Here is a 23,939-nt window from a genome sequence, read left to right as displayed (position 1 = left end):
CACCGTGTGGGTTCGCCCGCAAGGTGGCCTTCAGGCCGTTAAAGGCTTATGAGATTGCGCCGCGTTCCCGGATCTCGGTCTCGACAGTCGTGCCCACCATCGAGGGGGACGCAGGTGAGCGACATTCCGGGATCGTTCAGCCGCGGCGGGCTCTTGAACGCCCTCGCCGCTGCCGCGGTGGGGGCTCTGGCGGCCCTGTGGCGGCATCTGAGCGGGCTTAGGGCGGCTCGCGGGTTCCTCGCTGGGCTGTGCGGGCTGAGGCTCCTCAGTGACCCGCTCCGCGGTCTGCCGGGGCGCGGGTATGTCCGGGCCGGCCTCCGCGAGATCGACGATCTCCGCGAACGCGTCGCCGCGTCTCTCCGCGGGCGCACGGTCGTCGGCTACTTCGCCGGGAGCCGGATACGCACGCGGCACCAGGAGCGCGTTCAGGCGGGCGCCCGTCTCGGGGTCGAGGTTTCCGCGCATGTCCCAGCGGCCGGTCCGTTTCTGGCGCAACCAGAATTCGCTTCGCTGACGTTTCGGCTCGGGATCGTCTTTGGGCTTCCCATCCGGATCATGTCGCGCGAGCAGGTCGGTGCCCGCCATCGTGACGTCGCGCGGTCTTGCGACGCCCGCGAGTTCGACCAGGCCCTTTTCGGCCTCAAGCCGCTCGTCCGCGTCGAGGTGGTCCGGCAGCCTCTTCATGACGGTGACGATCCGGTCGATGCCGGCCTCGGCCAACGCGCCGGTGCTGGCCGACTCACCGGTCAACGGCGCGACGGGATCGATCGTCGTGCCGTCGCGCGCCCGTCTCGAATTGAGCGCGAGCGCTCTGCCGGCCACTCTCTGAGCCTCTGCTCGAGGCACTCGAGCCACATGCTCGTAGAAGGCGGCGATCGAGTTGTATCCGTAAAGGTCTCGGACCCCACGTGACTCGATCTCGGCCAGGATCTGGCCGACTTCGGCGAACAGACGTCGCCCTTCGCGTAGCCGTGTCTGCAACTCGTCGAGGAGCAGTTCGGCGTCACCTTCCGGCAGGTTGAGCGGGAAGGCCTTGGGATTGTTTTTGCTGGTCATCCCTCGATTGTCGAGGCAGATTCGAACGAATGCACGGTATCGATCGGGTGGATGATCATTACGCTCCGCCTGCGCTGACCTGCGCCGATCACACGGGAGTGGGATACGTGTCGGTTCGAAAACGCCATACGGATGGTGGGGGCGGGATCACAGCTCCGCGGTCAGCCGGTCATCCGGTCCCACTCCTCGCGGAGCACCCCATAGACGACGGCGTCATGCACGCCTCCGGCCCAGCGTCGAGCGCGCCGGAACCGGCCTTCCTCCACGAACCCCAGCCGCCGCCCGACGGCGATCATCCCCGGGTTCCCCGAGAACGTGGCGAAGTCCAGGCGGAGCGTGTCGGTGCGAGCGAACAAATAGGTCGTCCACAGGCGCAAGGCCTCGGTGCCGTACCCGCCGCCCCAGTACCGCTCGTCGTAGATCGCCAACCCCATCCGCCGCCAGTCGGTCTGCCTGCTTTCCCAGTACCAGCTGACCCTGCCGATCAACCTGCCGTCCTTCAGATCGCATACGGCGAGGCTGGTGCGAGGATCGACGGGCTCGGTCTTGGGCGTGGTGAGTTCGCGTGCCGTCGAGTCGGCCGCCGCCGCGGTCGGGGTGCCGAAATAGGGCCCGTTCGTTTCATGCCAGGGCCGCGTGGGATCGAGTAGGTCGCGAAGCGGTCGGAGGTCGCCGGGCCTCCAGTCGCGCAGCCGGACTTTCTCGCCTTCGAGTACGACGTCGTCCACCGGCCAATCGTGGCCCACCGGGGCTGGTTACGATCGTCGGGTGACTGAACTGCTCGGTCCTGCGGAGATCAGGGCGCTGGCGGCCGAGCTGGACGTACGTCCGACCAAGAAGCTCGGCCAGAACTTCGTGCACGATCCCAATACGGTGCGACGCATCGTCGACCTCTCGGGGGTCGGCGAAGGCGACGTGGTGCTGGAGGTCGGGCCGGGCCTCGGCTCGTTGACCCTCGGACTGCTCGCGACCGGCGCCGAGGTCGTCGCGGTCGAAATCGATCCCGTGCTGGCGGGGCGGTTGCCGGATACCGCGGCCGAACGAGGCGGGGCCGACCGACTGACGGTCGTCGGCGCGGACGCGTTGCGGATCACGGCCGACGACCTGCCCGCGCGTCCGACGGCGCTCGTCGCGAACCTGCCGTACAACGTCGCGGTTCCGGTCGTACTTCATCTGCTTGCCGAACTGCCGTCGCTGACCAGCGGTCTCGTGATGGTCCAGACCGAGGTCGCGGACCGGATGGCGGCCGGCCCGGGGAGCCGGACTTATGGCGTCCCCAGCGTCAAGCTCGCTTGGTACGGAAAGGCGCGCAAGGTCGCCGCGGTGCCTCGCGCGGTGTTCTGGCCCGTTCCGAACGTGGACTCCGCACTGGTCGCTTTCGAACGGGGCGAGGTGGTGTCGTCCGTGGACCGGGAGCGATTGTTCGCGGTGGTCGACGCCGCCTTCTCCCAGCGGCGGAAGACTTTGCGTGCCGCGTTGGCGTCATGGGCCGGCTCCGCCGAGCGCGCGGGGGAGCTGCTCGAGAAGGCGGGAATCGACCCCAAGACCCGCGGTGAACAGCTGGATGTCCACCAGTTCGCGCGGATCGCCGCGGCCGCCGGTTGACCGCCTGTCTCGGATGTGACCGGCACCGCGTGAACGTCCGCCGGACTTCTCTCGATTTGTATGCGCCTGCATTGTCTTAGCAGGTAGCGCGCCTGACGCAAGCCGAAGTCACCTGCCTGCGTTCCATTATATGGACAGCAGATCCTGTATGATGGACGCGACCAGACGTGTGATCTGCGCCTACGCGCTTGCTTTCATCCAGTGGGATCGGTTTTACTCAGTGAGCCATCCCGAGCGACTGAGAGACCTGGCTCGCCGAAGTCGCAGCAACCACCCTCCACAGGGCAGGTGCTACAGCCAGGACCGATGGAGGCTGTGCCTAATGAACAGGGTCACCCACCCGCTCCTGCTGACCAGGCGACGTGTCGTCGATGAAGGTCGCCGCACGGTAAGTGCGTGTCGACGCTCCACCGTTACTGCCTGAGTCCTTCTCCCTTACCTCTGAAAACCGTCCGTTTCCGGACGGTCACTCGGTGACGGTCGGCGCGCTCGAAAGAAGCAGCGCCCCATTCGCATGGAGCCTCTCGTGATCACTGTCGAAAACCTGTCCAAATCCTTTCCCCTCAACGGAAATCCCGTCGTTGCGCTGCGCGACGTGAGCGTGGACATCCAAGCGGGCTCGCTGTTCGGAGTCGTCGGCCCGGCCGGCTCCGGCAAGTCGACCCTCGCTCGTTGCATCGGTCTTCAGGAGCGTCCCGACCGTGGCGTCGTCCGCCTCGACGGCCTCAACACCGGGACTCTCGACGGACGCCGTCTGCGCGAGATCCGGCGGCAGGTCGGCGTCGTGAGCACCAAACCGGAATTGCTCGCCGAGCGCACCATCGCCGGCAACATCGCTTCGCCGCTCGAACAGCTCGGTCTCGACGGGCCGCAGCGGCGCAACCGGGTCGGCAACCTGCTCGACCTGGTCGGGCTCACCCCCCGGGCGGGGCAGCGGCCGGGCGACCTGTCCGAAGGGCAGCTGCGCCGAGTGGCCATCGCCAAGGCGCTGGCCGCCGGGCCGTCCGTGCTCTTGGCCGACGACCCGACCGCCGGCGTGCAGGCCGAGGAGTCCGGCGCGGTCCTCACCGTGCTCGATCGGGCCCGTGCCGAGCTCGGAGTCACCGTGCTGCTCACCACTCCCGACGCCGGCGTGGTTCGCCGTGTCTGCGACGACGTCGCGGTTCTGGAAGCCGGGGCGATCATCGAACGCGGGACCGTGCTCGACCTGGTCTCCGACCCGAACAGCCGTACCGCGCAGGCGCTGCTTCCCGCGATCGAGACCGGGCGTGCGCAGGCCTCGAAGTACGACCGCGCGGTGGACGTCGTGCTGGTCGGCTTCGCCTCGGTCGGTGCGTTGCTCCCGGAGGCCGCAGGTCGCTTCGACGTCGAACTCGCCACCATCGGTGGTGGCCTGACCCGGATCGGCGACACGCCGGTGGGCCGGTTCCGTCTCGGTGTCCGTGGTGAGCGTGCGGACGCCGCGCTCGCCTGGATCGCCGAACGCGGCGGCCACGTGACCCACCCGGTCCGCGGACCGCAGGGTGTCGCTGCCTGATTCCTCCACGAACGGGCCGCCCAGGACGAAATCCGTCCCGGGCGGCCCGTTCGTGTCCGACTCGTCCTGTTCTCTTTTCTCCTGGTGACAGCGCAAGTGGAACGGCCACGTAGGCTTGACGGGTGCTCGCCGTCGTACCGCCCCCAGTAACCGTCAGGGTTCCCGCCAAGGTCAACCTGCACCTGTCGGTCGGTGACGTACGCCCGGACGGTTACCACGAGCTGGTGACCGTGTTCCAGGCGCTTTCTTTGACCGACGAGGTGACCGTCGCGGTCACCGAGGATCCCGGTGTCGAGGTCTACGGCGAAGGCGAAGGCTCCGTACCGACAGGGGCGAACAACCTCGCCTGGAAGGCGGCGCAGGCGCTGGCGGCACACGTCGGCAAGGCGGACGGCGAGTCCAAGGTCAGGGTCGTACTGCGCAAAGGCATCCCGGTGGCGGGCGGGATGGCCGGTGGCAGCGCCGACGCGGCCGCGACCCTGGTGGGGCTCGCGTCGCTTTGGAAGCTCGACATCTCCCGAGACGAACTGGCGGGTATCGCCGCGAAGCTCGGCAGCGATGTCCCGTTCGCGCTCTACGGCGGGACCGCGTTGGGCACCGGCCGAGGTGAGCAGCTGGTGCCGGTCTTGTCGCGGCACACCTTCCATTGGGTCCTGGCCTTCGACCAGCGTGGTCTTTCGACGCCGAGGGTGTTCGGCGAGCTGGACAAGTTGCGTGAAGAGGGCAGCCCGCCGCGGATCGGTTCGCACACCCCGGTCGTCGAGGCGCTGGCGTCCGGTGACCCGCGGCAGCTGGCGCTGCTTCTGGGTAATGACCTTCAGGCGGCCGCCGTCTCGTTGCGGCCGGGGCTGCGTCGTACGTTGCGGGCGGGGGTCAACGCGGGCGCGCTCGCCGGCACCGTCTCCGGCTCCGGACCGACGTGTGCCTTTCTGTGCGCGGATGCCCAGTCGGCCGTCGAGGTCGCCGCGGAGCTGTCCGGCGCGGGTGTCTGCCGCACGGTACGCGTCGCGCACGGTCCGGTGCCCGGAGCGCGGCTGGTCGGCGGCGACGACGCGCCGCGGCCGTCACCGCCGCGGGTGCACGCGTGAGGGTGTCCGAAAAGGACATCGACTAATTCGTTGTGGTGCAAGCTTTTCGGAAAGGATCGGCTGAGGCATGGCCAACTTGGTCAACCTGGAGTCGGTGAGCAAGTCCTTCGGGGTGCGCCCGCTGCTCGACGGTGTTTCGCTCGGTGTGGCGGAGGGGCAGCGTATCGGTGTCGTCGGTCTCAACGGGGGCGGGAAGACGACGCTGCTGGAGGTTCTCGCGGGGATCAGCGAGCCGGATACAGGACGGGTCAGTCAGGTCCGTGGCTTGCGGATGGCCGTGGTCACTCAGCGGACCGAGCTTCCTGCCGGCAGCACTGTCGGCGATGTCGTGCTGGAACGCTACGGCGCGGAGCACGAGTGGGCCGCTGACGCGCGTGTCCGGTCCATTATGGATGGTCTGGGGATCACCGCTCTAGGCGTCGAGAAGGAAACCGCGAACCTGTCCGGTGGCGAACGCCGACGGGTGGCGCTGGCGGCCGCTCTCACCGGCGAACTGGACCTCGTGGTCCTCGACGAGCCGACCAACCACTTGGACGTCGAAGGCGTGCGCTGGCTCGCGGATCACCTGCTGAACCGCAAGATCGCGGTCGTGGTCGTCACGCACGATCGGTGGTTCCTCGACACGGTCGCGAGCCTGACCTGGGAGGTCACCAACGGCCGCGTCGAGCAGTACGAAGGCGGGTACGCGGACTGGATCTTCGCGCGGGCCGAACGGGCGAGGCTGGCGGCGACCGCCGAGGAGAAGCGGCAGAACCTGGCGCGTAAGGAGCTCGCGTGGCTGCGTCGCGGCCCGCAGGCCAGGACCTCGAAGCCGCGTTACCGCGTAGAGGCGGCTGAGGCGCTGATCTCCGATGTGCCGGAGCCGCGTGATTCGGTCGAGCTGCAGGCGTTCGCGCGTCGGCGGCTGGGCAAGACCGTGCTGGAGATCGAGGACGCCACGTTGACCGTCGGCGACCGCACCCTGCTCGATCACGTCACCTGGCGGATCGGGCCCGGCGATCGGGTCGGTCTGGTCGGCGTCAACGGGTCGGGCAAGACGACGCTCCTCAAGCTGCTCGGCGGCGACAAGGAGCCCGAGACGGGGCGACGCATCCAGGGCAAGACGGTCAGCCTCGCCCACCTGCGGCAGGAGCTCGACGACCTGCCAGGTGATCTGCGCGTGCTGCAGGCGATCGAAGAGGTGTCCGGCCGGGTCGTGTTCGGCAAGCAGGAGCTCACCGCTTCGCAGCTCGCCGAGAAGTTGGGGTTCCCCGCGGCGAGGCAGTGGACGCCGGTCGAAGACCTTTCCGGTGGCGAACGGCGCCGCCTGCAGTTGTGCCGGCTTCTGATGGCCGAGCCCAACGTGTTGTTGCTCGACGAGCCGACGAACGATCTCGACATCGACACCTTGCAGCAGCTCGAAGACCTGCTGGATTCCTGGCCGGGCAGCCTCGTCGTCGTCTCGCACGACCGGTACCTGGTGGAACGCGTCTGCGACACGATCGTGGCCCTGTTCGGGGATGGGCAGGTGACCCATTTGCCGGGCGGGATCGAGGAGTACCTGGACCGGCGCGCCAAGAGCCTCGAAAAGGCGGGCAGTGACCGGAAGGCGGGCAACGCTCAGGCCTCCGCGCCCAAGAAGAGTGCCGCGGAGCAGCGTGCGGCGCAGAAGGAGCTGTCCCGTCTCGAACGCAAGCTCGACCAGCTGCACGCGAAGGAAGAGAAGTTGCATGCGGCGCTGCTCGCCGCGGCGACCGATCCTACGAAGCTCATCGAGCTGAACACCGAACTGAAGGCTGTCGAAACGGAGAAAGAGGAGGTCGAAGCTCAGTGGCTTGAGACCTCCGAAGCGATCGAATGAGTTCACACGACGGCGCGCGGGTCTTCCAGCGCGGACAGTAGTGTGACGCGCATGAGTCGGTTCGTGGACACGCTCGTCGCCACCGCGGCGGGGCGAGGTCAGCAGCGGGGAATGGTCACCGGGGAGCCCAAGGAGCCGGTTCGGCGGACATGGGCCGAGATCCACGAGCAGGCCAAACGGGTCGCCGGGGGTCTGGTGGCGGCCGGGCTGGAGCCCGGTAAAGCGGTCGCGGTCCTGGCGGCGGCGCCGTCGCTGATCGCGCCGACGGTACAGGCGGTTTGGCTCGCCGGAGGCAGCGTGACGATGCTGCACCAGCCGACGCAGCGCACCGACCTCGCGGAATGGGCCGAGGACACCGTTCGCGTGCTGCGGATGATCGGTTCCGGCCTGGTTCTGCTCGGCGAGCCGTTCGACCAGCTGGGGCCGGTGCTCACCGAGCACGGCATCGCCTTCCAGGTCATCACCGAGCTGCTCGAAGCGGAACCGTTGGCGGAGCCCGTGCCGACGGCCGAATCGGACACGGCGCTCCTGCAGCTGACCAGCGGGTCGACGGCCGACCCGAAGGCCGTTCAGATCACCTACGGAAACCTCTATTCGAACGTCAAGGCGATGGTCGATCGGGCCGAGTTCGATTTCGACGTCGACGTGATGGTCTCGTGGCTGCCCACCTTCCACGACATGGGGATGGTCGGCTTCCTGACGGTCCCGATGACGTTCGGAGTCGAGCTCGTCAAGATCACGCCGCTCGAGTTCCTGTCGGGACCGTTGATCTGGCCTCGGCTGATCAGCAAGTACAACGGCACGACTACGGCCGCGCCGAACTTCGCGTACGCGATCGTGGGCAGGCGGATGGCCCGCGTCGAGGATGACAACGAGTACGACCTCTCGAAGCTTCGGATCGCGTTGAACGGCGCCGAGCCGATCGACGAAACGGCCGTGCAGACGTTCGTCGATGCCGGGGCGCGCTTCAAAATGCCCGCCGAATGCGTCTTCCCGGCGTACGGCATGGCGGAGGCGACTCTCGCGGTTTCGTTCGCGCCGTTGTTCACCGGCTTGACACTGGACGTCGTCGAAGCCGACGCGCTCGAGACGGACAACCGCGCGGTGCCGGTCCCCGAGGGCGACTCGCGGCGCGGGACCGAGGAGGTCCGGTCCTTCGCCGTGCTCGGGCCGCCGCTCGACGGGCTCGAGGCCGAGATCGTCGACGACAAGGGAACCGTGCTCGGGGAACGCGAGGTCGGGGAGATCCGTCTGCGCGGCGAGGCCGTGACGCCGGGGTACCTGACCATGGAAGGTCCGCTCGCGACGCAGGACGAGGACGGCTGGCTGCTCACCGGCGACCTCGGTTACCTGGTCGACGGCATGATCGTGATCTGCGGCCGTCGCAAGGACGTCATCATCATGGGCGGCCGGAACCTGTATCCGACCGACATCGAACGGGCGGCGACTTCGGTCGAAGGGGTGCGCGCGGGGAACGCCGTGGCCGTGCGGCTCGACGCCGGCAGCCGACGTGAACGGTTCGCGGTCGTCGTCGAATCGAAACTCGCCGGGGACCCGGAGACGGAGAAGGCGCTGGCGAAGGAGGTCGCGGCCAAGGTGCGCGGCGCCGTCGACATGCGGCCCTTCGCCGTTGTGGTGCTCCCTGCGGGGAGCTTGCCGAAGACGCCTTCGGGCAAGGTGAAACGGGCCGCGACCGCCGTCCAGTTCGCGGACAAGATCGCCAAGAACGCGGCGACCAGCTGAGACGAAAGGGCCGGGCCCGCGAGTATCGCGGCCCGGCCCTTTCGCGGCACCTCCCGTTGGTCAGCGGCGTCGCCACAGTGGCTTGCGGTTATGGGTGTGCTCCAGGGCAGGCGCTATGTAGTAGCCGGAGGACTGGGACAACCCGGCCAGCGTCCCCTCGACGTCTCGCAGGAACGCGTCGACAGCTGCCGGGTCGTAGCCTCGTTTCGAGAGCGGCGCTTTGGCGAACGCCACGTTGTGGACGTCCGAGACCGACAGGTCGTCGTCGCCGTCGAGAGTCGCCGCGACCCGTTCGAGGAAGGCGTCGACCGCGGGTTCGTGGTAGCCACGCGCACCGATCGGCGCCCTGTCGAACTGCCGGGTTCTGGCCTCGAACGCGGTGACGGGCACTAGCGCTCCCGGAGGGTCTCGATGGGACCGCGGTCCGGAACGGCGCGCTCGGCGGTGGCTTCGTCCTCTTCGCGGGCGCCGGGCACGTGGAGTGCGTGCTGGCCGGTCCGGTGGGCGAGTTGCCCCTCGACCTTGTCGAGGAAATCGTCGACTTCGCGTTCGTCGTAGCCGCGCTTCCCGATCAACGGACGCGAGAACATGACGTGGTGGACCTCGGCGGCCGTCAGGTCGTCCCGGTCCGAGATCGTGTCGGCGATCCGTTCCAGGAACGCGTCGACCTCGTGTTTGGCGTATCCGCGCCGCCCGATCGGGGCGTTGGGGAAAGTGGCGCCGGTGATGTCTTCGGCCGTAAACGACATGAAACTCTCTCCGGTTTCGGTGGGGAATGCGATCTCCGCATTCCGTCCTAACGGGTTTGAGAGTTCCCCGGAAGAGCTCGCCCTATTCCACGACTCGATCAGGGGCGTGGTGAAACGCCTTCGAGTGACGAGCTGTAACGCACCGCCATGTGAGCGGATTCACCCAGCGTGGAAGGTGTTCTGGGCCGCCGCGAGACCGGTGCTGATAAGCGCTTCAACGGCGTCGGCGCAACGATCGATCTCGAAAGCGAGCTCTTTGCGTTCGACCGTCGAGAAGTCTTTCAGCACGAAATCGGCCGGATCCTGCCGCCCCGGAGGCCTGCCGACGCCGAAACGGACACGGTAGTAATCCTTCGTGCCCAGGGACTTGGTGATCGAGCGGAGACCGTTGTGTCCGTTGTCGCCGCCGCCCAGCTTCATCTTGAGCGCGCCGAAGTCGACGTCCAGCTCGTCGTGGACGACCACGACACCGGCCGGGGGGATCTTGTAGAACCGGGCCGCGCCCACGACCGGGCCGCCCGAGAGGTTCATGTACGAACGCGGCTTGGCCAGAACCACTCGCTGGCCTGCCAGCCTGCCTTCGAGGATTTCGGCGCCGCTCTTGTGCGCTTTGAACTTGCCGCCGACGCGGCCGGCCAGTTCGTCGAGCACCATGAAGCCGACGTTGTGCCTGTTGCCCGCGTATTGGGGGCCGGGATTGCCGAGGCCGGCGAGCAGGATCTGCTCGCCGGCCCCGGGAAGTACTGCTTCGGTCACACCGGTGACTTTATTCGGCGTCCTCGGCGGGGGTCTCCGCAGCCTCGGCCTCTTCGCCCTCGAGCGCGGACTCGGACGGCGCCTCGTTCACGGCGACGACCAAGGCGTCGGGGTCGGTGACCAGCGAGGCACCCTTCGGCAGGATGACGTCCGATGCGTTGATCTGGGTGCCGGCAGCGACGCCCTCGACCGAGACCTCGACCTGCTCGGGGATGTGCAGCGCCTCGACCTCGATCTGGATGGCGTCGAGGTCGGTGGTGACCAGGGTGCCCGGGCCGGGGGTGCCGGTGACGACGACGGGGATGTCGACGGTGACCTTCTCGCCGCGGATGACGACCAGCAGGTCGACGTGCTCGATGTAGTTCTTCAGCGGGTGGACGACGATGGTCTTCGTCAGCGCCAGCTCGCTCTTGCCCTCGAGCTCGAGGGTGATGACGGCGTTGCTGCCGTTCTCACGCACGACGCGGGCGAACTCGAGGGCGGGAAGGGCGTAGTGGCGCGGCTCCGAGCCGTGCCCGTACAGCACCGCGGGGATCTTGCCGGCGCGACGCGTGCGACGCGCGGCACCCTTGCCGAATTCGGTGCGGGGCTCGACGGACAGGGTTACCTCGGACACGGTGTAGCACTCCTTCAATTCACCAACATGTTCAGCGAAAGCATGCTGAGGTGGGGATGGTTCGGGCGGTTCGGGTGTTCGGCGGCGAATTCCACAGGCGTGCTCGACCGCGTGTGGCCACTCAAGCCGCCGCGTCGATCACGTCGGGCACCAGGTGCTCACGGAACCCGCCTCGCCGAGACCGGGAAAGTGTAGACCAAGCGGTCGCGCCGGGGTCCCGCCGGGTGGCTCGTTCAGGTGACAAGTCGGTGACAGCTGCTTCGGGAACCCGCGGATGCGGTGGTGCGCGACCCCTTTTCTAAGGTGTGATCTCCTCGCACTCGAGACAAAGGGGGCGGAATGGCGGCACGACGGTCGAGGATCGGCGCGATCGCCGCCTTGTGCTGCCTCCTGGCGGGTTGCGACGTCGCCATCGACGGGGCGGCGGGGATCTCGCCCGCCGAACAGCAGCGAGTGGACAGGCGCGCCGAACAGCGCGGCGCCGTCGAGAGTGCCTTGAAGGCGCTTGAGCAAGCGCCCGCCGTCGTCTACAAGTCGACAATCAAGGACGCTTCGGGCAAACCCGCAGAATTGCAGTTCCGGATCACCCGTAGCGGCAGCGCGCAGGGGGCCCTCCCGGTCGACGGTCAGCCGATCCAGATCATCTCCGCCGACAAGCAGCTGTACCTCTCGGCGACGCCGGAGTACTGGAAGGCGCACGGGCTCGGCAACAGTGAGCAGTACGGCACCAACTGGGTACGTACGGACGGCTCGGATCTGCCGGTGAACGCGGTCGAGGTGCTCAGCCCGCGCAGGGCCGCGTCGACACTGAGGACCGCGGTGTCGGCGATGGACCCGCTGACCGATCCGGTCCGGTCGAAGCTGCCCGACGGGACCGAGGTCTACGACGTCGGGAGCGGGCTCGGGGCACTGCGCGTGACCACCGCCGCGCCGCACCGCGTGGTCAGTTTCGCGCCTTCCCTCGTCGCCGCGGCGGGCGGTAAAACGCTCGGTGCCGAGATGCTGGTCGAACCGCTCGCCGGGGACGCGCTCAAGAAACTCCAGACCGACCTGGACGGCGCGATCGGGGGAATCGGGCAGCCGTTCGACGCGCTCGCCCAGGTGAGTGTCAGCGTCGTCAACGACAAGCTGGACTGCACGGATTTCGTCGGAAACTGCCGGGCGACCATCGACGTCGCCAACACCGTCATCGGTGGCGTGAGCGGGACGCCCGTGCATTTGACGCTGACCGTCGATTTCACCGCGCAGTCCCTCGGCGCGCAGAGCTGCACAGCGAACGCCGACGCGGCACCCGGCGCCACGACGAGCATGACCTGTGAGGTCAAGTTCAAGCTGCCGAATCGGAACGCCAGCTACCAAGTGCAGGCGAAGCCTTCGGCACGCGGCGAGGTCCGGGCGGCGGTCGACGTCAACGCCGTCCGCGAAAAGCTCAAGTCCGAGTTCGCTGCGCTGGGTGGCTGACCTGCACACTCACCTCTGGGTGCGTTGCATACGTTGAAGTAGCCGATCTTGCGTTCTTAGCATCGGCGTGGTCGCCGATGAAAAGGGAGAAACGCGATGGCGAAGTTGGTTGTGTTCGGAGGAACCGGGTACGCGGGCGGAAAGATCACCGCGGAGGCACGCGGCCGCGGCCACGAGGTCCTGGCGGTGTCGAGGAACGCCGAGGGTGAGGGGACCAAGGCGGGCTCGCTCTACGACGAGGGCTTCCTGGCCGACGTCGCCAAGGGCGCGGACGTCCTGGTCATCGCGGTTCACGGGCAGAGCGGTCTGCTCGACGCGGTGCCCTCGATCGCCCAGGTCGCGAAGGACAACGGTGCGCGGATCGGCGTCGTTGGCGGGGCCGGCAGCTTGAAGGTGGCCGAAGGCGGGCCGCGCCTGATCGACACCCCCGAGTTCCCGGACGAGTACAAGGGCGAGGCCGGTGCGCACGCCGAGGTGCTGGAGGCGTTCCGGAAGCTTCCCGAGGACGTCGACTGGTTCTACGTCAGCCCGGCCGCGGAGTTCGGCGCGTGGGCCGAGGGCGAGCGGACCGGCGAGTTCCGGCTCGGCGGCGACGTGCTCCTGACCGACGAGAACGGTGGGTCGAAGATCAGCGGCGCCGACTACGCGATCGCGTTCGTCGACGAGATCGACAAGCCGGAGCGCCGCCGTCAGCGTTTCTGCGTCGCTTACTGACCGGACAGTTCCTTGACGACCGGCGCGAACGTTTCCAGCATCGGCTCGAACACCGTGATGTAGGAGAAGCCGTACCGCTCACGACGCTCTTGGAGCTGCCGGACCATCTCGTCGGTGGTCCCGAACAGCAATTGGGGCGTTTCGAGCACCGCGTCGACGTCGAGGCTGTCCTGGTCCTTCAGCTCTTCGCGCCAGGACTCGGCGGCCGCGCGCCGGTCGTCCGTGACCACGACGCGCTGGACGAGCATGTTCAGTTCGGGGTCCCGGCCGTTCGCGTGTGAGCGGAAGAAGGCGACGCGCTCGTCCATGCGTTCGGCGTCGTCGAGCCGGAAGGTGCCCGGCGGCTTTCCCGGTGCTTGGCGAAGGCCCGCGAAGCCGGCGATGTCGGCTTCGCGGGCGGCGAGGGAGAGCACGCCGTCGCTGTTGCCCGCGAGGAGCAGCGGAGGGGGCGTGATCCCTTCGGCGGCGAAGTGTTCACGCAGGTGGTCAATGCCCTTGGTGAGGTACTCGATACGTTCCTTGGCCGGGATCCACGGCAGGCCGGCATCGTCGAATTCCGATTTCATGTGACCGGAGCCGAGACCCAGGTCCAGCCGATCGCCGGTCATCTTCACCGTCGTGACGACGTCGCGCGCGAAGAGCGCGAAGTTGTAGAAGGGCACGTTGGAGACGAGAGTGCCGACGCGGGGCCGTTGAGTCACGGCGGCGGCCATGGTCAGCGCCGGGAAAGGCGAGTTCCGTCCTGGGCCTAGGTGATCCGGCACGGAGATGACGTCGTATCCGAGGGCCTCGACGCGGCGGCACTTCGCGACCCAGTTCTCGCGGCTCTCGGCGCCCCACAGGTTCACGCCGAACTTGAATTTCCCCATGCCGGAAACCTAGCCACGAGGGGAGGCCGGGCGCGCGCCGTTTCGCGAGGAGCCGAAAACGAAGCAAGGGACCTTTGCTACCACTCTCCGAAAGAGAGTGAGAGCAAAGGTCCCTTGCTTCGTCGGGGATCAGGCGTTGCCGTCGAAGAGGGACGTGACCGACCCGTCCTCGAAGACCTGCTGGATCGCCTGCGCCAGCAGCGGCGCGATGGACAGCACGGTCAGCCCGGGGAACCGCTTCTCCTCCGGGATCGGCAGCGTGTTGGTGACGATCACCTCGCGCGCCTTGCAGTTCGACAGCCGCTCGGTGGCGGGGTCGGACAGGATGCCGTGGGTCGAGGCGATGACGACGTCGGCCGCGCCTTCGTCGAGCAGGGCCTCGGTGGCCTTCACGATCGTGCCACCGGTGTCGATCATGTCGTCGATCAGCACGCACAGCTGACCGCGGACCTTGCCGACGACGCGGTTGGCGACGGCCTGGTTCGGCTTGTCCGGGTCGCGGGTCTTGTGGATGAAGGCGATCGGCCGGTCACCCAGCTGCGCCGCCCACTTCTCGGCGAGCCGCACCCGGCCCGAGTCCGGCGAGACGACGGTGATGTTCTCGTCCTGGTAGGTCTTGTTGATGTGCGCGGCCAGCACGTTCTGCGCGAGCAGGTGGTCGACGGGACCGTCGAAGAAGCCCTGGATCTGCGCGGTGTGCAGGTCGACCGTCATGATCCGGTCGGCGCCGGCGGTCTTGAACAGGTCCGCGATCAGGCGCGCGGAGATCGGCTCGCGGCCCTTGTGCTTCTTGTCCTGCCGCGCGTACGGGTAGAACGGCATGATCACGGTGATCCGCTTGGCGCTCGCGCGCTTGAGGGCGTCCACCATGATCAGCTGCTCCATCACCCATTCGTTGATGGGCGCCGGGTGGCTCTGGATCACGAACGCGTCGGTCCCGCGCACCGATTCGTTGAACCGGACGAAGATCTCCCCGTTGGCGAAATTGTGCGCGGTCTGCGGGACGACCGACACGTTGAGGTGCTTGGCCACCTCTTCCGCGAGCTCCGGGTGCGCGCGCCCGGAGAACAGCATCAGGTTCTTCTTCGGTGTTCCGGACTTCGAGCTCATGCTGGCGACTCCCCGTCGTTTCCCTTATCTGAATCGGACACGGCGGTGGTGTCCTGCTTCGCGGCGGAAGCTGCTTCCGCCGCGGGTGTGCCCGGCCTGCGCCGGGACACCCAGTCTTCGATGTTGCGCTGCGGCCCGGTGGACACGGCGAGCGCGCCCGGGGGCACGTCTTGCCTGATCACGGTGCCTGCCCCACTGTAAGCGCCATCGCCGATGGTCACCGGGGCGACGAACGTGTTGTCCGCGCCGAGCCGCACATGGGAGCCGATCGTGGTGTGATGCTTGTTCACGCCGTCGTAGTTGACGAAGACGCTGGAACACCCGATGTTGCTGTTTTCGCCGATGGTCGCGTCGCCGACGTAGGTCAGGTGCGGGACCTTCGTGCCGGCGCCGATGTCGGCGTTCTTCGTCTCGACGAAAGCGCCGAGTTTGCCCTTGGTCCCCAGTTTGGAGCCGGGACGCAGGTAGGTGAACGGGCCGACCTTCACGCCGTCGCCCAGTTCCGAATCGGAACCGTGCGTCCGCACCACCGACGCGCCCGCGCCGACGGAGACGTTCTCCAGAGTGCTGTCCGGGCCGATCTGCGAACCCTCGCCGACCGACGTCGAGCCCTTCAGCTGGACGCCGGGTTCGATGACGACGTCGCGCGACAAGGTCACGCCCGCGTCGATCCAGGTGCTCGCCGGGTCGACGACGGTGACACCCGCCCGCTGCCAGCCGCGGACGATCCGGCGGTTCAGCTCGGCGCCGAGGACGGAGAGCTGCACGCGGTCGTTGACGCCTTCGGTCACCCACGGGTCGTCGATGACCAGCGCACCGACGCCCTTGCCGTCGCCACGGGCGATGCCGAGGACATCGGTGAGGTAGAGCTCGCCCTGGGCGTTGTCGGTCGAAAGCTTCGAAAGCCCGTCGACCAGGACCGAGGCGTCGAAGGCGTAGACGCCGGAATTGATTTCGGCGATTTCGTGCTGCTCGGGGGTCGCGTCCTTCTGCTCGACGATCGAGGTGACGACGCCGTTCTCGTCGCGGATGATCCGGCCGTAACCGGTCGGGTTCTCGACGACCGCGGTCAGCACGGTGACCGCGTTCCCGGTGGAGGTGTGCTCGGCGACCAGGGAAGCGAGCGTTTCGGTGTCGAGCAGCGGGACGTCGCCGTAGCTGACGACGACGGTGCCGGTCAGCCCCGCGGGCAGCGCCGAGAGCGCGCACGAGACGGCGTGCCCGGTGCCCTTCTGCTCTTCCTGGACGGCCGTGACGACCTCGCGGCCGAGCGCCTCGCCGACGTTCGCCAGCCGGGCGCCGACCGAGTCGCGACCGTGGCCGATGACGACGACCAGGTGCTCCGGGTTCAGTCCCGCGGCGGCCCGCACCGCGTGCTCGACCAACGGGCGGCCGGCGATCGGGTGCAGCACCTTCGGGGTGGACGAGCGCATGCGGGTGCCCTCACCCGCGGCGAGGATCAACGTGCTCAGCGGGCCGGTCACGGCACTCCCAACATTTCACCAACGGTGGTTGTCGGGCATTGATCCTACGTGGGCTGCTCGGCGTCCCACGCGGGGTCGGTCGGAGCATCCTCGCCGGGCCATCCGGTCACCGGATCGATGGCCATCGAGTTCACCGACGAAACCTGGTTCCCGCCGCCGCGTTTCGCCTGGTACATGGCCGCATCGGCGCGCGCGAGGACCTGTTCGGCCCGTTCCTGCGGGCGGAGCGAGACAAGGCCGACGGAGAGGGTGACGCCGTGCGAAAGATGGTGCGGCAGAGATGCGACGGCATTCACAGAACGACCCAGCGCCTGTTTCGCCGCGGAGGCCGGAGCCCCAGGTAGAAGCACGATGAACTCGTCTCCGCCGTAGCGGGCGACGACGTCGTCGCCGCGCAGGGCGTCGCGCAGCGTGCTCGCGATGACACGGAGCACGTTGTCACCTTCGGCGTGCGACTGCTTGTCGTTCACGTCCTTGAAGCCGTCGAGGTCGACCAGCGCCACCGCGAGCGGCTGGGCGTCGGCGGACGACGCCAGCGAACGCAGCTTTTCGTCGAGCGCGCGCCGGTTCGGCAACCCGGTGAGCGGGTCCTGCAGCGCCTGCTGGGTGATGGCGCCGTGCTCGGCGGAGAGCCGCTCGTGCTCCCGCCGCGCGTTGAGCGTGGCGATCTGCGATTCCCGCAGCGACCACATCTCCGTTTCCAGGATGGTCGCGTAGTCGATCAGCGACTGGCTCGCCCCGGACGCGTAGTCCGGCGTGGTGTCGAGCCTGGCCAGCTCGCGGGCGAGGTTCAACCGCATCGACGGCAGCGAGCCCTCTTCGTTGTCCTCGCGGACCTCTTTGAGCACCTGCAGCGCGTCCTCGCGGCGGCCGTCGTTGTCCAGGCAGCGGGCCAGCGCGATGGCGATGATCTCGCGTTCGTGCGGGAACACCAGTTCCGGATGCAGCAGCGAGGTCAGCCGCTCGATATGCGACGAATCGGGCGAGGCCAGCGCGGCCGCGGCGGCGAGCACGCCGACCTGGTCGATCGCGGGCACCCCGGCCTTGCGCGGGAACAGCGATTCGGTGAACGGGCCCTCGGCGGCCTGGGCCATCGACGCCGCGGTGCGGAACTTGTCCGCCCCCTCGTCGTACCGCTCGATGCGTTCGAGGCGCAGGCCCCAGCCCAGCAGCATCTTGACCCGGTTGATCAGCTGGAGCGCGATCTCGTGCGGGCTGGCGCTGTCGCGGATCGCCTGCGCGGCGCGGGCGATGGCCTCCTCGGCCGCCTCGTAGACGCCCAGCTGGTTCAGCACCAGCCAGCAGTCGACCAGGGTCGTGGACAGCATTCGGTCCCAGTTGCGCCTGCCGATCTGACGGTCCGGGACCGCGGAATCGTCGAGGATGGCCAGCGCCCTGGCGATCTCGGTGAGGGCGGCGTCCTCCTGTTTGGCGATCACCAGCCGACGGCCGCGCATGGCGTGCGCGTCGGCCCGCATCAGCGCGAGACCGTGCCGCCGGGTGTGCGCGAGCATCTCGTCGAGCCTGGGTTCGGCTTCGGCGGCGAGACCGCGGGTGACCAGCCTGGCCGCCGCTGAGTAACGCAGCAGCTGGGCGACCAGCAGGGGTTCGCCACGGCGCTGCGTCTCGTCGAGGAGTTCGTCGAGGCTGGTGATGATGTCCAGCTGCTCGGCGAAGGTGACGCGCTGTATGGCCGCACCGAGTTCGCGCGCGCGGCCGTAGAGCCAGGCGTCGGACATCTCCGCAAGCGCCGGCCGCCTGCCACTGGTCGTCGCGTCCTCGGTCAGCCGCACACACCCCCACCGTTGAAAACGCCGCTGGTCATCTGCTCGTCTGCTCCGCCGCCAGGATTCGAACCTGAACTGTCAGAACCAAAATCTGAAGTGCTGCCGATTACACTACGGCGGATCGATCCTGGTCAGGATAGCCATGTCGGGGACGTCCACGTGCGCCCGGGGGTGGCCTCACCGTCGCGGGCACTCCACAGGGGACGAAACCTCCTGTACCGTAACTTACGGCATCGTAGGTAAGGTCACCCTTAGGGAAACCCTCAGGGTTGCGCGTAGAAAAGAAGTGACTGCATGACGGCTACCCTCGACCGTTCCCAGAAGCCCGCGAAGGGCCCCAAACCGGTAATCGACGGACAACGATCGGGCGCCGTGCAGCTCTCGGTCTACCTCGGGGTCATCTTCCCGCTCGCCGCGCTGCTCGCGGCCGTCCCGTTCGCTTGGGGCTGGGGACTGACCTGGGTCGACGTCGGCCTGTTCGTGGTCTTCTACGCGATCAGCGGCCTCGGAATCACCGTCTCCTATCACCGCTACTTCACGCACGGCTCGTTCAAGGCCAAGCCGTGGCTGCGCGTCGCGATGGCGATCGCCGGCAGCATGGCCGTCCAGGGCCCCGTCATCACCTGGGTCGCCGACCACCGGCGCCACCACGCCTTCTCCGACCGCGACGGCGACCCGCATTCGCCGTGGCTGTTCGGCACCTCGCCGCTCGCCATCGCCAAGGGGTTCTGGCACGCGCACATGGGCTGGCTGTTCGAGCGCGACCAGACCAACGCGGAGCGGTTCGCGCCGGACCTGGTGAAGGACCCGGCCATCAAGAAGGTCGACGACCTGTTCTGGCTGTGGAGCCTGCTCACCCTGGTGCTGCCCGCGATCCTGGGCGGACTGATCACCTGGTCGTTCTGGGGCGCGGTGACCGCGTTCTTCTGGGCCGGGCTGGTGCGGGTCTGCGTGCTGCACCACGTGACCTGGTCGGTCAACTCGGTCTGCCACATGATCGGCGAGCGCCCGTTCGCCGCCCGCGACAAATCGGCCAACTTCTGGCCGCTGGCGATCTTCTCCTTCGGCGAGTCGTGGCACAACCTGCACCACGCCGACCCGACCTCGGCGCGGCACGGGGTGCAGCGCGGCCAGATCGACCTTTCCGCGCGGCTCATTTGGATCTTCGAGAAGTTCGGCTGGGCCTACGACGTGCGCTGGCCGACCCCGCAGCGCCTCGCGCGCATCGCCGCTGAAAGCAAATAGCGAGGTCGCGTTAGTCTTCTGCGATGGCGGGGAGAAGGCGGACCAAACGTGAAGCGGTCACCGGGGCGCGTCCTGTCGCTCCGGTGGCCCGGGTGCGGATGACGGGGAGCGAGCGCAGGCAGCAGCTGCTCAACGTCGCCAGGGCCCTGTTCGCGGAGAAGGGTTTCGAAGGAACGTCCATCGAGGAGATCGCGCACCGCGCGAACGTCTCCAAACCGGTGGTGTACGAGCACTTCGGCGGCAAAGAAGGCATCTACGCCGTCGTCGTCGACCGCGAGACGCAGCTGCTGCTCGACCGGATGGTCTCCACCCTCCACGGTGGACACCCGAGGGTGATGCTGGAGCAGGCGGCGATCGCGTTGCTCTCCTACGTCGAGGACTCGCACGACGGCTTCCGCATCCTGGTGCGGGATTCGCCGGTCGCGAGTTCCACGGGCACGTTCTCGACGGTGCTGAACGACATCGCCAGCCAGGTCGAGCACATCCTCGCGCAGCAGTTCGCCGCCAGGGGCTACGACGAGAAGCTGGCCGCGCTGTACGCGCAGGCGCTCGTCGGGATGGTGGCGCTCACCGGGCAGTGGTGGCTCGACGCCCGGAAACCGAAGCGCGACGAGGTCGCCGCGCATCTGGTCAACCTGGCGTGGAACGGTCTGTCCAATTTGGAGCACAAGCCCAAGCTGCGGCTGCACTGATAGCGTCGCGCGGTAGTAACGTTTCCCGGCCGATGAGCGCTAGGTCCCCCAAAGAGATCATCAAACTGGGGGAACACCGTGGAGAACTTTTCCGCGCTTGCCGTCGGGCAGATGGCGCCGCAGAAGAAGAGACCGTGGCTGAAGCCGGTCATCATCGTGGGAGTCTTCGGTGCCATCGTCCTGCTCGGGATCTTCGCCGAAAATCCGTTGACGGCGTCGCGTATCGAGGTCGGCGCCTGTCTCAAGGGCAACGTCGACAACGCGGACAGTATCAGGAACGTCGAGTGCGGGACGCCGGAAGCGAACTTCAAGGTCGTCGGGAAACAGGGCGGAAAGTCGGAAGGCGGGATACTGCTTTCGGGTGGCTCCGAATGCGACGGCTACCTCAACGCTGACCTGTACTACTTCCAGGGTAGGCAGTCGGCTGACGACGGCGTGCTGCTCTGCCTGGAAAACCTCAAGAATCCGGGTCCACGGCTGCCGGCCGTCGGGGATTGCTTCGCCGGGGACCTCTTCGCGGCGAAGAAGCTCGAAAAGGTGGACTGCGCGGGAGCGCATTTCAAGGTGCTCGCCATCGAAAGGGAACCTGAGGTCTCCATCGGGACCACGACGTGCTCCTCCGTGCCGGGGACGGACATGAAGCTCACGTGGGCGTCGGGTGCGGGTGGTCTGATCCCGCGCGAACGCGTGGTGTGCCTCGACGAACTGAAGTAGGCGTCAGCGCAGGAGGCCGGTCTCCCGCAGGTGGTCGAAGATGAGCTTGCCCACCGCGGAGAGCCGGTCCCTGTCCGCATGGCCCAGCCACGCGATTTCTTCGATTTCGCTGCTGGCCGTGGGTGTTCCGCTGAATTCGGCGAGGTAGCAGGTCGTCCGGACCACGAGTCCTGACGCGTGTCCGTCGGCTTGAGCCTCGAACGATCCGGCGGGTTCGATCGTCGCCGGATCGATCTCGACGTTCAGTTCCTCGCGGATTTCGCGGATCAGTGTCTCCGCGTCGGTTTCACCGGGTTCCCGTTTGCCGCCGGGCAGGTAGAACACGGATTTGCCGTGCGAGCGGGCGCCGAGGACACGGCCGTCCTGGAAAGACAGCAAAGCGATTTTGTCGATCATGGTTCAGCCCAGCGCCGCGGCGGTTTCGGCGGTCGTGAGCACTTCGCCCAGCCGCGGGAACACCTTCGTGATCGCCGATTCGTGGGAGATCGCGGCGATGCCCGCCATCGCGTCCGAAACGGCGATGGTCTCGTAGGCGTGGTCGATCGCGGCCCGCAGCGTCGATTCGACGCCGTACTCCGTGGCGATGCCGGCGAGCACCAGCGTCTTCACGCCGAGGCCGCGCAGGAGTTCGTCGAGTCCGGTGCGGTAGAACGCGCCGATCGTGTTCTTGGTGATCAGGTGCTCGCCCTCGCGGGGCGTCAGTTCGGCGACCAGTTCACTGCCGGGCGGCTGCTCGGCGACGTCCGGCCGGTGCGCCCGCACGTGGACGATCGGCGAGCCGGCCGCGCTGAAAGCGTCTCGCAGCAGGACGGCGTTCGATACGACTTCGGTGCCTTCGATCGGCACGGTCTCCAGCGCGACGATCCGGGTCTGGAGGTCGATCAGGACGAGCGCCGTCGTCGCCGGGTCGATCTTCGTCATGAGGGGAAGCCTAGTGGTCCCTATGCTGGAGACATGGGGCAGAACAGGGAAGTAGTGGTCACCGGCGGCGGAACGGGAATCGGCTACGCGGTCGCGGCGGCCTTCGCCGCGCGAGGTGATCGGGTGACGATCACCGGCCGTCGCGAGCAGGTCCTCACCGAGGCCGCCACGTTGCTCGGCGCGAACCCGGTCCCGTTCGACGCGGCCGATCCGGAGGCGGTGGAACGGGCACTGACCGAATTGCCGGAGCGCGTCGACGTCCTGGTCAACAACGCGGGCGGGAACACCGACTTCCGCGGCGGGCAGGCCGAAGACCTGAAGTCGTTCGCCGCGAACTGGCAGGCGAATCTCGACGCGAACGTCTTCACCGCTGTCCTGGTCACCCGTGCCTTGCGGGAAAGGTTCGCCGACGGGGCGCGGATCGTCACCATCGGTTCGATCGCCGCGCGCACCGGGGCGGGTTCCTACGGTGCCGCCAAAGCCGCGCTGGAGGCGTGGAACGTCGACGTGGCAAGGGAATTCGGGCAGCGCGGGATCACCGCGAACATCGTCGCGCCCGGGCTGGTCGGTGACACCGAGTTCTTCCAGGGCAAGCTCTCCGACGAGCGCCGGGCGTGGCTGATCGGCAACACGCTGACCAAACGCGCCGGCGAGCCCGCGGACGTCGCCGAAGTGGTCGCCTTCCTGGCGAGCCCGGAGGCGCGGCACGTCACCGGGCAGATCGTCCACGTCAACGGCGGAGCTCACCTCGGCCGTTAGGCGCTGGGCGTGACCTTCAGCAGTTTGTCGTCCTGGCCTTCCGAAGTGGTGATGTAGAGGGCGCCGTCCGGACCGCTGCGGACGGCGCGCAGCCTGCCGAACTTGTCGTCGAACTCCGGCGGCAGCGTCACTTCGGTGACCTTGCCGGTGTCGTCGAGGCGGAACAGCAGGAGTTTCTGTCCCTTCAGCGCCGTCACGGCGAGCGAACCTTCGAGCGCTCCCCACTGCGAGCCGGTGAGGAACTCGGCGCCGCAGATCGCCTCGGTGATCTCGCCGGTCGTCCACAAAGGACTGATGGCGTCCGGGAAGCGCTGCTTGTCCGTCATCGGGACGTTTTCGTCATAGCTGGTCTCGGTGCCGCCCTTGGACGGGTCCCAGCCGTAGTTCCCGCCCGCGGTCTCCAGGTTGACCTCGTCGTCGATGCTCGGCCCGTGCTCCGCGGTGAACACCTGCCCGGTGCCGGGGCGGACCGTGACGCCCTGGACGTTACGGTGCCCGTAGGTGAATACACGCTGTTCGTTCGGGTTCGCGGATTTCGCGAACGGGTTGTCCGGCAAAGCGTTCCCGGTCTTCGCGTCGACGCGAAGCACCTTGCCGCCGAGGCTCGTCCGGTCCTGCGGGTGCTGCGGGCGGGCGGTGTCGCCGGTGCCGACGAGGAGCGCGCCGTCCGCGCCGAACGCGGGACGGCAGCCGGAATGCCTGCCGCTGGGGTTCACCGGCAGCCCGGTCAGCAGGTCCTTGACCTTCGTGGCGCTCGCGCCGTCGTCCGAAAGCCGCCACGTGACCAGCCGGATGTCGACGGCCTTGTCGCCTTCCTTGTGGGTCTGGCAGGTGATGAACTCGCGTGACGTCGAGAAGTCCTTGCTGACCACCATCCCCATCAGGCCGCCTTCGCCGCGTACGTGAACATCGGAGAAGTCCGCGGCGACGTCACGCTTCGCGCCGCCCTCGATCAGGGCCAGCTTCCCGGGGCGCTGGGTGACGAGGATCTTCCCGTCCGGCAGGAAACCGACGTCCCAGCCGTGTTCGAGCCCGGCTGTCACCTGCTCGACCTTCAGCTTCGACACCGCGGGCTTTGAGGTGACCGGAGGCGCGCTCTGCACTGTCTCGCTCGACGCCCCGGAACAGGCCGTGACCAGCAAGGACAGGGAAGCGAACGCGACGACGGCGGAAGTGCGCATGACATCAGCATG

General features: G+C 67.8%; 24 protein-coding genes, 1 tRNA gene and 1 riboswitch. Of the genes, 11 read left to right on the top strand and 14 right to left on the bottom strand.

The window, feature by feature from the left end:
* Positions 1-30 precede the first annotated feature (30 nt).
* Positions 31-1,056, bottom strand: a complete 1,026-nt coding sequence (locus tag AMK34_RS10880) for a DUF222 domain-containing protein (protein ID WP_073844957.1) — start codon at positions 1,054-1,056, stop codon at positions 31-33.
* A gap of 161 nt (positions 1,057-1,217) precedes the next feature.
* Positions 1,218-1,784, bottom strand: coding sequence for a GNAT family N-acetyltransferase (locus AMK34_RS10875; protein WP_038508218.1), 567 nt, complete (start codon positions 1,782-1,784; stop codon positions 1,218-1,220).
* A gap of 40 nt (positions 1,785-1,824) precedes the next feature.
* On the opposite strand from AMK34_RS10875, the gene rsmA reads away from it, so the two are divergent.
* From rsmA to AMK34_RS10850, 5 genes are all read left to right on the top strand, one after another.
* Positions 1,825-2,661: a 16S rRNA (adenine(1518)-N(6)/adenine(1519)-N(6))-dimethyltransferase RsmA gene (rsmA, locus tag AMK34_RS10870; RefSeq protein WP_073844955.1), complete on the top strand. Its 837-nt coding sequence runs from the start codon at positions 1,825-1,827 to the stop codon at positions 2,659-2,661.
* Between the two features lie 222 nt (positions 2,662-2,883).
* Positions 2,884-2,974: riboswitch (SAM riboswitch) on the top strand.
* 213 nt (positions 2,975-3,187) lie between these two features.
* A complete protein-coding gene (locus AMK34_RS10865; RefSeq protein WP_038522356.1) occupies positions 3,188-4,198 on the top strand; it encodes a methionine ABC transporter ATP-binding protein in 1,011 nt (336 codons plus the stop codon).
* A gap of 122 nt (positions 4,199-4,320) precedes the next feature.
* Entirely contained in the window at positions 4,321-5,286 is a 966-nt protein-coding gene (locus AMK34_RS10860) for a 4-(cytidine 5'-diphospho)-2-C-methyl-D-erythritol kinase (protein WP_007028772.1), read from the top strand.
* A gap of 67 nt (positions 5,287-5,353) precedes the next feature.
* Positions 5,354-7,126 carry an ABC-F family ATP-binding cassette domain-containing protein gene (locus tag AMK34_RS10855; protein ID WP_038508222.1) on the top strand — a complete coding sequence of 591 codons (1,773 nt, stop codon included), beginning with the start codon at positions 5,354-5,356 and terminating at the stop codon, positions 7,124-7,126.
* Positions 7,127-7,177: 51 nt separating this feature from the next.
* Entirely contained in the window at positions 7,178-8,869 is a 1,692-nt protein-coding gene (locus tag AMK34_RS10850; protein ID WP_073844954.1) for a fatty acyl-AMP ligase, read from the top strand.
* Positions 8,870-8,929: 60 nt separating this feature from the next.
* Here AMK34_RS10850 and AMK34_RS10845 read toward each other — a convergent pair whose 3' ends face one another.
* The 4 genes from AMK34_RS10845 to AMK34_RS10830 form a co-directional block, all read right to left on the bottom strand.
* Positions 8,930-9,259: a DivIVA domain-containing protein gene (locus AMK34_RS10845; protein ID WP_038508226.1), complete on the bottom strand. Its 330-nt coding sequence runs from the start codon at positions 9,257-9,259 to the stop codon at positions 8,930-8,932.
* Positions 9,259-9,618 carry a DivIVA domain-containing protein gene (locus AMK34_RS10840; protein ID WP_038508228.1) on the bottom strand — a complete coding sequence of 120 codons (360 nt, stop codon included), beginning with the start codon at positions 9,616-9,618 and terminating at the stop codon, positions 9,259-9,261. Before AMK34_RS10840 ends, AMK34_RS10845 begins: the two co-directional genes overlap by 1 nt.
* Positions 9,619-9,777: 159 nt before the next feature.
* Positions 9,778-10,374 carry an aminoacyl-tRNA hydrolase gene (gene pth, locus AMK34_RS10835; RefSeq protein ID WP_038508230.1) on the bottom strand — a complete coding sequence of 199 codons (597 nt, stop codon included), beginning with the start codon at positions 10,372-10,374 and terminating at the stop codon, positions 9,778-9,780.
* A 10-nt stretch (positions 10,375-10,384) separates the two neighbouring features.
* Positions 10,385-10,990 (bottom strand): 50S ribosomal protein L25/general stress protein Ctc, encoded by a 606-nt coding sequence (locus AMK34_RS10830; RefSeq protein ID WP_073846245.1) that lies wholly within the window; start codon positions 10,988-10,990, stop codon positions 10,385-10,387.
* Between the two features lie 339 nt (positions 10,991-11,329).
* On the opposite strand from AMK34_RS10830, the gene AMK34_RS10825 reads away from it, so the two are divergent.
* A complete protein-coding gene (locus AMK34_RS10825) occupies positions 11,330-12,451 on the top strand; it encodes a hypothetical protein (RefSeq protein ID WP_083649832.1) in 1,122 nt (373 codons plus the stop codon).
* Between the two features lie 96 nt (positions 12,452-12,547).
* Complete coding sequence (locus tag AMK34_RS10820) at positions 12,548-13,165, top strand: NAD(P)-dependent oxidoreductase (RefSeq protein ID WP_073844952.1); 618 nt, start codon at positions 12,548-12,550, stop codon at positions 13,163-13,165.
* Here AMK34_RS10820 and AMK34_RS10815 read toward each other — a convergent pair.
* The 5 genes from AMK34_RS10815 to AMK34_RS10795 all read right to left on the bottom strand — a co-directional run bounded on the left by AMK34_RS10815 (position 13,159) and on the right by AMK34_RS10795 (position 18,536).
* On the bottom strand, positions 13,159-14,034 hold the full coding sequence (locus tag AMK34_RS10815) for a TIGR03621 family F420-dependent LLM class oxidoreductase (protein WP_073844950.1): 876 nt from the start codon (positions 14,032-14,034) through the stop codon (positions 13,159-13,161). The two genes, AMK34_RS10820 and AMK34_RS10815, sit on opposite strands and share 7 nt — an antisense overlap.
* A gap of 129 nt (positions 14,035-14,163) precedes the next feature.
* Positions 14,164-15,144: a ribose-phosphate diphosphokinase gene (locus tag AMK34_RS10810; RefSeq protein WP_037340645.1), complete on the bottom strand. Its 981-nt coding sequence runs from the start codon at positions 15,142-15,144 to the stop codon at positions 14,164-14,166.
* A complete protein-coding gene (gene glmU / locus AMK34_RS10805; RefSeq protein WP_037340648.1) occupies positions 15,141-16,628 on the bottom strand; it encodes a bifunctional UDP-N-acetylglucosamine diphosphorylase/glucosamine-1-phosphate N-acetyltransferase GlmU in 1,488 nt (495 codons plus the stop codon). Before glmU ends, AMK34_RS10810 begins: the two co-directional genes overlap by 4 nt.
* 44 nt (positions 16,629-16,672) lie before the next feature.
* Positions 16,673-18,421, bottom strand: a complete 1,749-nt coding sequence (locus AMK34_RS10800; protein ID WP_038508236.1) for a GGDEF domain-containing protein — start codon at positions 18,419-18,421, stop codon at positions 16,673-16,675.
* A 43-nt stretch (positions 18,422-18,464) separates the two neighbouring features.
* Positions 18,465-18,536 (bottom strand) — tRNA-Gln (locus tag AMK34_RS10795).
* A 173-nt stretch (positions 18,537-18,709) separates the two neighbouring features.
* On the opposite strand from AMK34_RS10795, the gene AMK34_RS10790 reads away from it, so the two are divergent.
* The 3 genes from AMK34_RS10790 (at position 18,710) to AMK34_RS10780 (ending at position 21,066) form a co-directional block, all read left to right on the top strand.
* Positions 18,710-19,660, top strand: coding sequence for an acyl-CoA desaturase (locus AMK34_RS10790; protein ID WP_038508238.1), 951 nt, complete (start codon positions 18,710-18,712; stop codon positions 19,658-19,660).
* A gap of 98 nt (positions 19,661-19,758) precedes the next feature.
* Positions 19,759-20,352 carry a TetR/AcrR family transcriptional regulator gene (locus AMK34_RS10785; RefSeq protein WP_026466989.1) on the top strand — a complete coding sequence of 198 codons (594 nt, stop codon included), beginning with the start codon at positions 19,759-19,761 and terminating at the stop codon, positions 20,350-20,352.
* A 78-nt stretch (positions 20,353-20,430) separates the two neighbouring features.
* Positions 20,431-21,066, top strand: coding sequence for an LppU/SCO3897 family protein (locus AMK34_RS10780; protein ID WP_073844948.1), 636 nt, complete (start codon positions 20,431-20,433; stop codon positions 21,064-21,066).
* A 3-nt stretch (positions 21,067-21,069) separates the two neighbouring features.
* Here the strand turns inward: AMK34_RS10780 and AMK34_RS10775 are convergent, their stop codons facing one another.
* Positions 21,070-21,462 (bottom strand): NUDIX hydrolase, encoded by a 393-nt coding sequence (locus AMK34_RS10775; RefSeq protein WP_073844946.1) that lies wholly within the window; start codon positions 21,460-21,462, stop codon positions 21,070-21,072.
* A 3-nt stretch (positions 21,463-21,465) separates the two neighbouring features.
* Positions 21,466-21,987, bottom strand: coding sequence for an isochorismatase family protein (locus AMK34_RS10770; protein ID WP_073844945.1), 522 nt, complete (start codon positions 21,985-21,987; stop codon positions 21,466-21,468).
* A 33-nt stretch (positions 21,988-22,020) separates the two neighbouring features.
* Between AMK34_RS10770 and AMK34_RS10765 the strand changes: the two genes are divergently transcribed.
* On the top strand, positions 22,021-22,746 hold the full coding sequence (locus AMK34_RS10765; RefSeq protein ID WP_073844943.1) for an SDR family NAD(P)-dependent oxidoreductase: 726 nt from the start codon (positions 22,021-22,023) through the stop codon (positions 22,744-22,746).
* Here the strand turns inward: AMK34_RS10765 and AMK34_RS10760 are convergent.
* Complete coding sequence (locus AMK34_RS10760; protein ID WP_073844941.1) at positions 22,743-23,927, bottom strand: PQQ-dependent sugar dehydrogenase; 1,185 nt, start codon at positions 23,925-23,927, stop codon at positions 22,743-22,745. The two genes, AMK34_RS10765 and AMK34_RS10760, sit on opposite strands and share 4 nt — an antisense overlap.
* Between the last annotated feature and the right edge of the window lie 12 nt (positions 23,928-23,939).

Origin of the sequence: Amycolatopsis sp. CB00013, from assembly GCF_001905755.1 — a bacterium.
Classification (GTDB): Bacteria; Actinomycetota; Actinomycetes; order Mycobacteriales; family Pseudonocardiaceae; genus Amycolatopsis; species Amycolatopsis japonica.
This window is presented reverse-complemented; position numbering and strand designations above follow the sequence as displayed.